The 11,214-nt window shown below is 67.4% G+C and carries 15 protein-coding genes; 4 read left to right on the forward strand and 11 right to left on the reverse strand.

The genetic code is table 11. From position 1 onward, the window contains the following. Window positions 1-4: 4 nt before the first annotated feature. Window positions 5-352, reverse strand: a complete 348-nt coding sequence (locus tag BN1056_RS05830) for a hypothetical protein (RefSeq protein WP_342343938.1) — start codon at window positions 350-352, stop codon at window positions 5-7. Between the two features lie 59 nt (window positions 353-411). On the opposite strand from BN1056_RS05830, the gene BN1056_RS05835 reads away from it, so the two are divergent. Both BN1056_RS05835 and BN1056_RS05840 read left to right on the forward strand, forming a co-directional pair. Then, the gene (locus BN1056_RS05835; RefSeq protein WP_210579748.1) at window positions 412-879 is read left to right on the forward strand and encodes a MarR family winged helix-turn-helix transcriptional regulator; all 468 of its coding nucleotides are present in this window, start codon (window positions 412-414) and stop codon (window positions 877-879) included. Window positions 880-973: 94 nt separating this feature from the next. Next, window positions 974-1,231 carry a type II toxin-antitoxin system Phd/YefM family antitoxin gene (locus BN1056_RS05840; RefSeq protein WP_210579749.1) on the forward strand — a complete coding sequence of 86 codons (258 nt, stop codon included), beginning with the start codon at window positions 974-976 and terminating at the stop codon, window positions 1,229-1,231. A 411-nt stretch (window positions 1,232-1,642) separates the two neighbouring features. On the opposite strand, the gene BN1056_RS05845 is transcribed toward BN1056_RS05840, so the two are convergent. Further along, entirely contained in the window at window positions 1,643-2,722 is a 1,080-nt protein-coding gene (locus BN1056_RS05845; RefSeq protein WP_210579750.1) for an inositol-3-phosphate synthase, read from the reverse strand. Window positions 2,723-2,984: 262 nt separating this feature from the next. On the opposite strand from BN1056_RS05845, the gene BN1056_RS05850 reads away from it, so the two are divergent. Next, the gene (locus BN1056_RS05850) at window positions 2,985-3,596 is read left to right on the forward strand and encodes a TetR/AcrR family transcriptional regulator (protein WP_210579751.1); all 612 of its coding nucleotides are present in this window, start codon (window positions 2,985-2,987) and stop codon (window positions 3,594-3,596) included. Continuing rightward, window positions 3,593-3,952, forward strand: coding sequence for a DoxX family protein (locus tag BN1056_RS05855; protein WP_210579752.1), 360 nt, complete (start codon window positions 3,593-3,595; stop codon window positions 3,950-3,952). The genes BN1056_RS05850 and BN1056_RS05855 overlap by 4 nt, the downstream gene beginning before the upstream one ends. 297 nt (window positions 3,953-4,249) lie before the next feature. Here the strand turns inward: BN1056_RS05855 and BN1056_RS05860 are convergent, their stop codons facing one another. The 9 genes from BN1056_RS05860 to BN1056_RS05900 form a co-directional block, all read right to left on the reverse strand. Next, window positions 4,250-5,104, reverse strand: a complete 855-nt coding sequence (locus BN1056_RS05860; protein ID WP_210579753.1) for an amino acid ABC transporter permease — start codon at window positions 5,102-5,104, stop codon at window positions 4,250-4,252. Continuing rightward, window positions 5,101-5,754: an amino acid ABC transporter permease gene (locus BN1056_RS05865; protein ID WP_210579754.1), complete on the reverse strand. Its 654-nt coding sequence runs from the start codon at window positions 5,752-5,754 to the stop codon at window positions 5,101-5,103. Before BN1056_RS05865 ends, BN1056_RS05860 begins: the two co-directional genes overlap by 4 nt. Window positions 5,755-5,859: 105 nt before the next feature. Continuing rightward, on the reverse strand, window positions 5,860-6,852 hold the full coding sequence (locus BN1056_RS05870) for a glutamate ABC transporter substrate-binding protein (RefSeq protein WP_210579756.1): 993 nt from the start codon (window positions 6,850-6,852) through the stop codon (window positions 5,860-5,862). A 57-nt stretch (window positions 6,853-6,909) separates the two neighbouring features. Next, window positions 6,910-7,677, reverse strand: coding sequence for an amino acid ABC transporter ATP-binding protein (locus BN1056_RS05875; protein WP_210579758.1), 768 nt, complete (start codon window positions 7,675-7,677; stop codon window positions 6,910-6,912). Window positions 7,678-7,945: 268 nt separating this feature from the next. Next, entirely contained in the window at window positions 7,946-8,857 is a 912-nt protein-coding gene (locus BN1056_RS05880) for a TrmH family RNA methyltransferase (protein ID WP_210579760.1), read from the reverse strand. Window positions 8,858-8,997: 140 nt separating this feature from the next. Then, window positions 8,998-9,378 carry a 50S ribosomal protein L20 gene (rplT, locus tag BN1056_RS05885; protein ID WP_073333160.1) on the reverse strand — a complete coding sequence of 127 codons (381 nt, stop codon included), beginning with the start codon at window positions 9,376-9,378 and terminating at the stop codon, window positions 8,998-9,000. Between the two features lie 30 nt (window positions 9,379-9,408). Beyond that, window positions 9,409-9,603 (reverse strand): 50S ribosomal protein L35, encoded by a 195-nt coding sequence (gene rpmI, locus BN1056_RS05890; protein WP_073333157.1) that lies wholly within the window; start codon window positions 9,601-9,603, stop codon window positions 9,409-9,411. A 117-nt stretch (window positions 9,604-9,720) separates the two neighbouring features. Then, window positions 9,721-10,368 (reverse strand): translation initiation factor IF-3, encoded by a 648-nt coding sequence (gene infC / locus BN1056_RS05895; RefSeq protein WP_073333154.1) that lies wholly within the window; start codon window positions 10,366-10,368, stop codon window positions 9,721-9,723. Window positions 10,369-10,679: 311 nt separating this feature from the next. Next, window positions 10,680-11,214, reverse strand: a 535-nt coding sequence (locus tag BN1056_RS05900) for an SseB family protein (protein ID WP_210579761.1), incomplete at its 5' end; no start/stop codon positions are given.

The raw sequence follows: 11,214 nt of genomic DNA on the forward strand, positions 1-11,214 counted from the left end.
CTTACTAAAGCGCGGCAAGACCGGCCAGGTGACATGCGGCCGCAGCGACAGCACCGCCCGCCATGCCAGGCTGCCGGCGCGCAACACCGATCACCACATCACCGAGCTGAGCGAGCGCGGCAACGGCCAAGACGAACTGGGACAGCGGATACACGGGCGTCAACCAGACGACGCACGCAACCACCACACCAAGCGGCACCGCCCTGGCCGCATACATCGCCGGATAGAAGCGATCAGCATCGCCGCCTGCGCTGCCAGGCGCCAGCAGCCCCGGACGAAGCAACGCCGCCGCAGCAGCAATCACCGACGCGACTCCCATGACTGAGTTGAGAAGCGCCAACCACCACGGCATGCCAACCACCTAACTAGATCATTCAATACTGAATGATTCAATAGAGTACCATCATAACCATGAAGACAACAGGGGCCGGCAGCGCAGAGGACGGCGGCGAGGCGATCCTGTCCGCCGCATGTTTTCGGCTGGGCATGCTCGGCGCACAGATCACCCGGGACTTCTCCGAAAGGATCGCGCCGTCCGGGTTAACCCACAAACAAGTGGGCCTGCTGGCCGTCATAGACGCCGGGCTGGCGGCCTCGCAGCGAGAGATCGCGACCCAGCTGCACGTGGCACCGAGCCTGGTGGTCACGCTGGTGGACCAACTCGTGGACCTCGGAGCCGTGAGCAAGACCCGCAGCCGCAGCGATCGCCGGACTCACAAGATCGAACTCACCCCCGAGGGGCGGCGGCTGCTCGCCAGTGCTGCCGAGGCTGCCGAAGCGCTGGACGCCAGCATCCGCAGCTCCCTCTCCCCCGCCGGACGGACCGCCTTGAGTACGCTGTTGACGGAGCTAGAAACACGCCAGAACCGGGATCAGTAGCACGCTCACAGGATTTATTCGCCACCATGGGATGCAACCCGCGTCGGATGCTAAAGCAGGTGATGCATGCTCCGCTTGCTACGGAGCGATGGCCATGATGACGATTCCACACCGCGAGCTACGGAACGACAGCGCTGCAATCCTCCGCCGAGTGGAGGCCGGCGAGAGTTTCGAGATCACCAACAACGGGCGTCCCGTAGCCGAGCTTGTGCCCATCACCAAGGACCGCCTCGCTCTACTGCGTCGGCAAGGAGCCACGCGCCCAGCAGTGTCCACAGACTTCAACGCCCTCAAACGCGCGCGCGGCCTCAGTTCAAAAGATGTGCTGGACGACCTGCGCGGTGAACCATGACCATTTGCTACCTGGATACCTCCGCGGGAGCATCTGCTCAACGCAGCACGAGACGCGGCGGGGCTGCGTGCGGCAGAGGCGATCCACCTCGCAGTTGCCCTGAACGTACGCTCCGACCTGCTCCTCACTTACGACCGGGAAATGCAACAAGCTGCGCTGCAACGAGGGCTGACGGTGACCGCCCCAGATGATTGATTCCCAGGGCACCGTCGGGGCTCGCCTTGAAGTGCGCACCCAGTTTGAGCGCCGTATACGCGCTCTCAGACGGTCCAAGTAGAAGAACACGGTCCAACTGGACAAACGCGGTCAGCACATGCGACGACCGGCTTGACTCACAAGTACGCAGGTCGGCCCGCAGCAGCCATGAGTTGCTGCGGGCCGACCTGCGTGTGTGCATGGCGGAACGAGCGGTCAGCGCTCGACCTCACCCCGGATGAAGGCTTCGGTAGAGTCCATGGCCTCCTCGTCGGGGCGCTGCTCCGGCGGGGACTTCATGAAGAAGGATGCCGGGGACAGTAGCGGGCCGCCGATGCCGCGATCCAGGCCGATCTTGGCGGCCCGGATGGCGTCGATGACCACGCCGGCGGAGTTCGGGGAGTCCCAGACCTCGAGCTTGTACTCCAGGCTGACGGGGGCGCCGCCGAAGTTGCGTCCCTCCAGGCGGACGAAGGCGAACTTGCGGTCGTCCAGCCAGCCGACGTAGTCGGAGGGGCCGACGTGAATGTCCTTCTCGGCGAACTGCGTGGACACGTTGGAGGTGACCGCCTGGGTCTTGGAGATCTTCTTCGACATCAGCCGCTCGCGCTCCAACATGTTCTTGAAGTCCATGTTGCCGCCGACGTTGAGCTGGTAGGTGCGGTCGATGGTGATGCCGCGCTCCTCGAACAGGCGAGCCAGCACCCGGTGGGTGATCGTGGCGCCGATCTGAGACTTGATGTCGTCGCCGATGATCGGCAGGCCGGCGTCGGCGAACTTCTGTGCCCAGGCCGGGTCGGAGGCGATGAACACCGGCAGGCAGTTGACGAAGGCGCAGCCGGCGTCGATGGCGCACTGGGCGTAGTAGCGGTCGGCCTCCTCCGAGCCGACGGGCAGGTAGGAGACCACGACGTCGACCTGGGCGTCCTTGAGCGCCTGGACCACGTCGACCGGAGGCTCAGTGGACTCCTGAACGGTCTCGCGGTAGTACTTGCCGAAGCCGTCCAGGGTGACGCCGCGCTGCACCCTCACACCGGTGGGGGCGACGTCGGCAATCTTGATGGTGTTGTTCTCCGAGGCGTTGATGGCGTCGGCCAGATCGAGTCCGACCTTGGCGGCGTCGATGTCGAAGGCGGCCACGAACTCGATGTCCGAGACGTGGTAGTCGCCGAATTGGACGTGCATCAGGCCGCCGACCTTGTCGGTCGGTTTGGCGTCTGCGTAGTGGGTGACGCCCTGCACCAGCGACGACGCGCAGTTGCCCACGCCGACGATGGCGACACGTATCTTGCTCATCTGTTCTCCTAATCGGCCAAGCCATGACCGTTCGAGGATCTGACGGCTGAGATAGTAATGACCCGCCTCGATTGGGGCATGTCACGCCCGTGAATAGCGACAGTCGGTGGTGTACGCCAACGCACCGGCGGCTAGCACCTCGGCACCCCCAACTCATCGTTGGTGTTGGTATTGCACTCAAGCCGGACGCAGGCTACTCTTGTTGAACACGCTCAACGAACCTGTTCAATGAACACATTCACGGCAATCCGGAGGAGAGTTCGTGCCCACGCGCATTGAAGCCCGTGCCGCCACCAGAGCCAAGGTCCTAGCAAGTTCCCGAAGACTGTTCGAGGAGAGAGGCTTCCGTGCGACGACCATCAAAGACATCGCGGCAGACGCTGCTGTCAGCGTGGGCACCGTCATGCACGTCGGAGACAAGAGCGGCTTGCTGGTTGCATGCTTCGACGAACGCATAGAAGCCCTGCACGCAACCTCCCCGCGAACCAGTCACGCGCCAGTACAGTCCGAAGGTGTTAACGGCGGCTCGGAGGCGATCCTCGATATCCTCTCTCCCTTCATCGAGCTGTTCGCCAGTAGCCCCGACCTCGCCCGGTCCTACGGAGCGGTGCTCATCTCCGGCGCTCACAGTTCGAGAGTCTTCAGCGAACTGCGGGAGGAGTTGATCAACGAACTCCAAGACGTCTTTGCCGCGGCTACCGGCTGCTCGATGACGGCCGCCAAACAGCGTGCCACAACTGTGTATCTTGCCTACCTGGGCGCGCTTCTCGAATGGGCATCCCTGCCAGGAACCGGGATAGACGCACTCTGTAGCCGAGTGCGCGATGCGGTCCGCCCCCTCCTGACAGCCTCCGGCGAGGAGAACAACCAATGACGCTGCTCCCTCACTTTCCGTGGCTGGCGGTCCTCCTCGCAGTTGTACTGCTGGGTGACGCCATACTGTCGCTGCGACCTCCTTCCTTCATCCGTAACTGCCTCACCGGAGTCGGATTTCCGCGACAGTGGTGGTGGACTCTTATAGTCATCAAGGTCTTGGCGGCCGCAGGCCTCCTGGTCGGGCTGAGAGTGCCCGGAGTCGCGCTCGCCGCCTGCACGGGCGTGATCTGCTACTTCCTATGCGCCGTCGTCGCCCACATCAGGGCAGGGTTCATGGGCCGCGAACTGTGGATCAACTGCCTGGGCATGCTCGCCCTGGCTGCTGTAACCGCCATCGCGTCATTCGTCGGCTAGCCCCTCCCGGTCATCACCGCATCAGTCGCGGAGTCGCGTCTGCGCGCCCCATACTCATCTGCCCGTCGCCCTGACCGTCGCGCTGGCGGGCTACTGGAGGCGGCGCGCATAGTCCAGAGGCATACCGCTACCGGTACCACACCGCTTTCCTGTCACCAGATGCACCACTTTCCCGGTCGGCTCCACATAAGCATCAGGCTCCTCCTCCGACATCCAGGGGTACACGCACCTGTCCTAACTACTCGACCATCAAAAGTGGTGCATCCAGTGACACCAACGGCTCTCGAATAGGCCGTCTCAGCGGGTGCGCGCCTCCACGCGCCGCGCCAGCGCGCCCAGCGCCCAGTTGATGAGTACGTAGAGCAACGCGATGATCACGTAGGCGGGCAGATAGACGTCCAGGTGTGCGGTGACGCGTGCCGACGAGGTGAGCAGGCGTCCGGCGTACATCAGCTCCGTGTACGCGACCACATAACCCAGTGACGAGTCCTTGAGGATCGTCACCAGCTGAGTGATCAACGTGGGCAGCATTAGCCGCAGTGCCTGCGGTGCCAGCACCAGGCGCATCGTCTGGCCGGCGCTGAGTCCCAGCGCCTGGGCGGCCTCGGTCTGGCCGCGGTCCAGGGCGAGCACCCCGGAGCGGAAGACCTCCGCCGTCGTCGCCGAGGAGCACATGACAATTGGAACGGTGAGCATCCAGAAGGGAGACAGGGTGAGCCCCCAGCGCGGCACCGCCAGGAGGAAGAAGTAGATCAGCAGCAGCATGGGGACGGCACGCATGGCGTCGATCCACGCTCCCACCGCGGACCGCAGCGCCGTCGAGCGGCTCATGCGTGCCCAGCCCAACAGGATGCCCAGGGGGAAGGACAGGGCGGCACCGACGGCGGTGACCAGCAGGGTGTCGGCCAGGGCGCGGCCGAGGTAACCGACCACCGACTGCCCCAGGAAGTAGCGCCACTTGGGGTAGGCGAGCTGGCCGGCCTGGCCGAGCTGGAACATAGCCGCTGCGGCGAGCGCCAGGACAATCAGGGTTACCAGCACCGATCCGATGAGGATGCGGCGCCGTCCCTTGGGACCCGGGGCGTCGAAGAGCAGATCGGCGTCGGTGGCGCCGGATGTGCGGGCGGGGGCGGGCGCGGTCAGGGCACTCATGCGCGGGCCTCCCGTCCAGTGACGCGACGCTCGAGCAGGCCGCCGAGTTTGGTGGCCAGGAAGGCAATGGCCAGGTAGGTAAGTCCGGAGGTGAGGAAGGTGATCACCGCCTGCGCGTAGCGCAGGTTCAGCTGTTGGGTGACGTTGGTCAGCTCGGGCACGCCGATCGCGGCGGCCAGGGAGGAGCCGATCAGGCAGGAGATGAAGATGTTGACCAGTGGCTGAATGGTGCGGGCGAGCGCCTGCGGCAGCACCACCGCGGCGATGATCAGCCCGAAAGGCATGCCCAGGGCCCGAGCCGCCTCGATCTGGCCTTTGGACACGGAGTTGATGCCGGAGCGCACCGTCTCGCATACGAAGCCGGAGGCGGAGAACACGATGGCGGTGACGGCGGCGGCGAACAGGGACAGGGGCACGCCGGCCCGTGGCGCGGCGAAGGCGGCCAGGATCATCAGGCACAGGGTGGGGATGTTGCAGGCCACTGTCACCCAGGCGGTGCCGAGCGCGCGCAGCGGCGGGATCGGGCTGACGCGGAAGATTGCGATCACCGTGCCGACGACGAGCGCGCACGCGTAGCCGATGACGGCGATCGTCAGGGTCGTGACCAGCCCCTGGCCGAGCATGCCGAGGTTATCGGTGATGACATTCATGGGCACCTCCTCCGGAGCGTCGGGGCGGCCGCCTCGGGAGGCGGGCCGCCCCAACCACCGTGCTGTGCGAGCGGATTGACGTTGGCCCGAGCCGGCCGGCCGAGGTCAGTCGGTGGCCGCCGCGGTGGCGGCGTCCGTCTCGGAGCCGGGGACGGAGCCGATGGCGGGCGGCTCGGGTGCCTCGCCGCCGATGATGGCGCCGATGGTGGCTGCCCAGATGGCGTTCCAGGTGCCGTCGTCGTAGATGGTCTGCAGGAAGGCGTTGACGAACTCCTGGGCGTCGGAGTCCTTGGGCAGGCCGATGCCGTAGGGGTCCTCGGTGAAGGGGTCGCCGACGATTTTGACGGCGTCGTTGGACTGCACCTCGCTGAGTTCGAGGGACTGGTCGACGACGTATGCGTCCACCTGGCCGGCCTCGAGGGCGGCGACGCAGCTGGCGTGGTCGGTGAACTGGACCTGCTCCGCCTCCGGGGCGGCCTCATCCAGGGCGGGGCCGGAGGAGGAGTTGGACTGGACGGCGACCTTTACGCCGGCCAGGTCGTCAACGCCGTTGATTTCAGAGTCGTCGGCGCGCACCAGGACGGACTGGCCCGAGGAGTAGTAGGGGCCGGCGAAGGAGATCTTCTCGGCGCGCTCGGGGGTAATCGTGTAGGTGGCGAAGACCGCGTCCACCTGTCCGTTCTCGATCATGGTCTCGCGGGTGTCGGAGGTGACCTGGGTGACCTCCAGCAGGGAGCGGGCGTCGTCCCCGCCGATGATGTAGCGGGCCAAGACCTGAGCGAGGGCGGCGTCGAAGCCGGTGATCTCGCCGGTGGCGGGGTCCTCCAGGGAGAACACCTCGGAGGTCTTGGTACCGCCGGTCTTCAGCACGCCCGCCTCCTTGACGGCCGATGCCCAGGTGGATGCGGCGACGACATCATCCGCGGCGACGGGTCCGGAGTTGATGACGGTGTTGTAGTCCGCACCGGAGGAGGCGGAGGCGTCGACCGCCTGGCCGTCGGCGCCGGTGTCGGCGCAAGCCGCCAGCACGGCGGCGATCGAGGCGGCGCCGGCGGCGGTCAGCAGGCCGCGGCGAGACAGGCCGGGAAGAACAGACATGAGGGTTCCTTTCGACTGTGGCTGGAGGAGCAGCGATAGCGGTTGTTGATGCCCAGCTCAGTGGCTGAGCACCTTGGACAGGAAGTCACGGGCGCGCTCGGTGCGCGGGGCGGCGAAGAACTCGGCGGGTGCGCCGAGCTCGACGATCTGGCCGCCGTCCATGAATGCGACGCGGTCGGCGACGGAGCGGGCGAAGCCCATCTCGTGGGTAACCACGAGCATGGTCATGCCCTCGGCGGCCAGGTCCTTGATGACGTCGAGGACCTCGTTGATCATCTCCGGGTCCAGGGCGGAGGTGGGCTCGTCGAAGAGCATGATCTTCGGGTCCATCGCCAGGGCGCGGGCGATCGCGACCCGCTGCTGCTGGCCACCGGACAGCTGCGGCGGGCGCTTGGCGGCCTGGTCGGCGAGCCCCACGCGCTCGAGTAGCTGGCGGGCGCGGGCCTCGGCGTCGGCCTTGGGCACCTTGCGCACGCGGGTGGGCGCGAGGGTGATGTTGTCCAGCACCGTGCGGTGCGGGAACAGGTTGAAGGACTGGAAGACCATGCCCACCTCGGCGCGCAGGCGGGCCAGTTCGCGCCCCTCCTCGGGCAGGAGTTCGCCGTCGATCTCAATGGTGCCGGACTGGATCGTCTCGAGCCGGTTGATGGTGCGGCACAGGGTGGATTTGCCGGAGCCGGAGGCGCCGATGACGGCGACCACCTCACCGCGGTGAATGTCCAGCGAGACGTCGTCAAGCGCCTTGAAGTCGCCGTAGTACTTGCTGACGTGGTTGATGCGCACGAGTGGGCGCTCAGGGATGGAAGGGTTGGCGGGAGCAGGCATAGGAGCCTCTTCTCGTATTAAAGGGTTAAAGGGCGAATGGGACTGGGGCTGCCTCAGCGACAGCTACAGCAACACATTCGCATGACCACTGTTTCCCTCCGGTTCGGATTCGCGGCGCCCGACCGCAATCCGGGTGGACCGCACGGTGCTCGCCGGACGCACAGTAGCACTCGAGCCCTGGGAACAGGTGCGCTGGTATCCAGCATTCGGGCGTGCTGGGAGCAGCATCACAGCACCGTCTCGGTGGTTGAGACGCGGCTCGACGCGCTTAACCGAGTTGCTGCGCCCGGGCGCTGGCGTATAGGCAGATGGCAGCGGCGGAGGCGACGTTCAGGGACTCGGCCCGCCCGTAGATGGGGATCGAGACGACCGTGTCCGCCGCCTCCCGGGCCGCAGGCGCCAGCCCGTGGGCCTCGTTGCCCAACAGCCAGGCCGACGGCGCCGCCAGCTCCGCCTCTGCGTCGAACAGGCTCACGGTGCCGTGCCCGTCGGCGGCCAGCAGCCTCAGCCCTGCCGCCCGCAGTGCCCGCACAGCGTCCGACAGTTCGACGCCGGCCAACACCGGTAGGTGGAACAGGGAGCCGGCCGTGGCGCGCACGACCTTTGGGTTCGTCGGATCCACGCTCCCCTTGACAAGCACGACGGCGTCGGCGCCTGCGGCGTCGGCGGCGCGAATGATGGTGCCCGCGTTCCCCGGGTCCTGAGCCTCGGTGAGCACCGCCACTAGGCGGGCCCCGGAAAGGGCCGCCGCCAGGGTGGAATCGGAGGGGAACCCTGCCTCGCTCCCGACGGTGTCGGCCTCCGTGCCGGCAGAAGCCGACTCGGTTCCTCCCCCGCCGGTCCCCGTCTCCGGTGGCGCCGCCACAGCCTCGGCTGCAACGACGGCGAGCACGCCCTGGGCGTCGGCGCTCATGGCGCGCATGACCTCGGGGGTCACCAGGTGGGTGTAAAGCCCGGCGGAAGCGGCGGCGTCGGCAATTTCGGCGTGAGCCCGAGCCGCCTCCTCGGTGAAGTAGGCGTCGAGCACATGCCCGGCGGCGTAGTTGACGGCCTCTCGCACGCCCTGCGGCCCCTCCACCACGAAGCGCCGGTACTTGCTGCGGGCGGCGCGACGGGCCAGTCCGGCCACGCGGGTAATGCGGGTGGCCGTGGGATTGTTCAGGATCGCGCTCGTGCTCATGAGCGGCAGGTTACCGGGTAAAACGAGGCGGCCCCTCCCCGTGCCCCGCCGGTTGGCGAAGTCATGGGTGAGGAGCCGTCTCAAGTGTTGCGGCCGCGCGCGGCGGCCGGATGTGCCCGACGGTGTCGGGCACCGATGGCTCAGGCCTTGGGGGCGTTGACGTCCGCGGGTAGCGCCTTGCGGGCGGTCTCGACCAGCGCCTTGAAGGCGGCGGGCTCATTGACGGCCAGTTCGGCGAGCATGCGACGGTCAACCTCCACGCCGGCCAGGCCGAGGCCCTGGATGAACCGGTTGTAGGTCATGCCCTCGGCGCGAGCGGCGGCATTGATGCGCTGAATCCACAGGCGACGGAAGTCGCCCTTGCGCGCGCGGCGGTCGCGGAAGGCGTATACGCCGGAGTGGGTGACCTGCTCCTTGGCCTTGCGGTACAGGCGGGAACGCTGACCGCGGTAGCCGGAGGCCCGGTCGAGGACGGTACGACGCTTCTTCTGGGCGTTAACAGCCCGCTTCACACGTGCCATGTGATGACTCCTTTAAGTGTTATGGGCCGGTCAGCGACCGAGCAGCCTCTTGACCTGGCGGGCGTCGGCCGGGGAGACGGCCTGGTCCTTGGACAGCCTGCGCTTGCGGCGGGAGGACTTGACCTCCAGCAGGTGGCGCTTACCGGCCTGCTCGCGCATGAGCTTGCCGCTGCCGGTGACCCGGAAGCGCTTCTTGGCACCGGAGTGCGTCTTGTTCTTCGGCATGTTTATTTCCTCATTCTCGGTCCCCGGCGCCGCTTGGGTCGGGGGCTGCGGACCTCGTCGGGTGACGGGGCTGGGTCGTGACGTACCCGCCGGCGGCGGGCTGGTGCTGGGGCGCTGTTACTCGCCCCCGCTCGCCGCCTCGGCGGCCTTCGCCTCCGCCTTGGCCTCGCGGGCCGCCTTGGCGGCCTGCTTCTCGGCGCGGCGGCTGGCGCGTGCCGCCTCGCGGCGACGGCGCTGGTCGGACTTGACCTCCGCCTTCTTGCGGGTGGGAGCCAGGACCATGACCATGTTGCGGCCGTCCTGACGGGGGTGGGACTCGATGGTGCCCAGCTCGGAGACCTCCTCGGCTACGCGCTGGAGCAGCCGAATACCCAGCTCCGGGCGGGACTGCTCGCGTCCGCGGAAGCGGACGATGCACTTGACCTTGTCCCCGCCCTTGAGGAAGCGCTCGACGTGCCCCATCTTGGTGGCGTAGTCGTGCTCGTCGATCTTGGGGCGGAACTGGATCTCCTTGAGCTGGGTGTTGGCCTGGTTGCGCCGGGCGTCGCGTGCCTTCATGGCCGACTCGTACTTGAACTTGCCGTAGTCCATGAGCCGGCACACCGGGGGGCGTGCGTCGGGAGCGACCTCTACGAGGTCGAGACCTGCCTCTTCGGCCAGGCGGAGAGCGTCCTCCACCCGGACAATGCCGACCTGCTCACCGCTGGGGCCGACAAGTCGCACCTCGGGGACGCGGATCCGTTCGTTGATACGGGGCTCGCTGATGACTGTTCCTCACTCTTGGAAGTGGTGACCGCCGCAACGAAGAAGGCCTTCGCCGCATACGCGCACGAAGGCCTTTCATGTGCTCATCAGAGCACGGCCGCAGAGCCCAAGAGGGCGGCGACCGCGAGGATCACTCCTCGCATGACCCGGCTCCCTTCGGGAACCCAGGTGGGATTTCTCCGCTTGCGTGCCGGAGACGGAGCCTCCGGCCGGTCGGTGCCCGATACTAGCAGGCCCGGCCCGCTGTGGACCCGTCGGGCGGAGGCGTGCGAACGTGAGTCTGCCCATACGCCCCGCGCGCCGGGGCCCCGTCACGCGGGGACGGGGCACAACTCCACGGTGTCGATGAGTTCGCCCCAGGCCGGGTTGACCATCACGTACTGGCACTGCTCCAGGGCGGCGGCGACGGCGGGCGTGCCGGCGGAGGCGTCCACGCGGATGAATACGCGCAGTTCGGCGTCCTCGCCGGGGGCGAAGGCGACCCCGGTCACCCCGTCGATGGCGCCCAACTGAGCGGCCACCTCGTCCTGCACCGGCTGGTTGCGCCACGACGGGATCCAGTCCTCTCCCCCGGCCAGGGCGACCACGGCGGGCCGGGGCAGGCGCAGGTCGCGCGTGCCCGGGTCCAGTACCCACAACTGGTCGGTCTGTAGGCAGGCGACCTCTGCGGCGCGGCGCGGGGTCACGGGCACGGGACGCACATCTTCGCGCCAGGCCGCGGCGGCGGCCGCGGACGTGAACACCGGTAGGGCGCGGTGCCCGTCAGGCAGCTGGATGGCCAGATCCGCGGCGTCCTCGGCGGGGTCGGCGGTGTGGGGCTCGTGCACGGGGACGGCCGGCGCGTTT

The organism is Actinomyces succiniciruminis, assembly GCF_900002405.1.
Taxonomy (GTDB): domain Bacteria; phylum Actinomycetota; class Actinomycetes; order Actinomycetales; family Actinomycetaceae; genus Actinomyces; species Actinomyces succiniciruminis.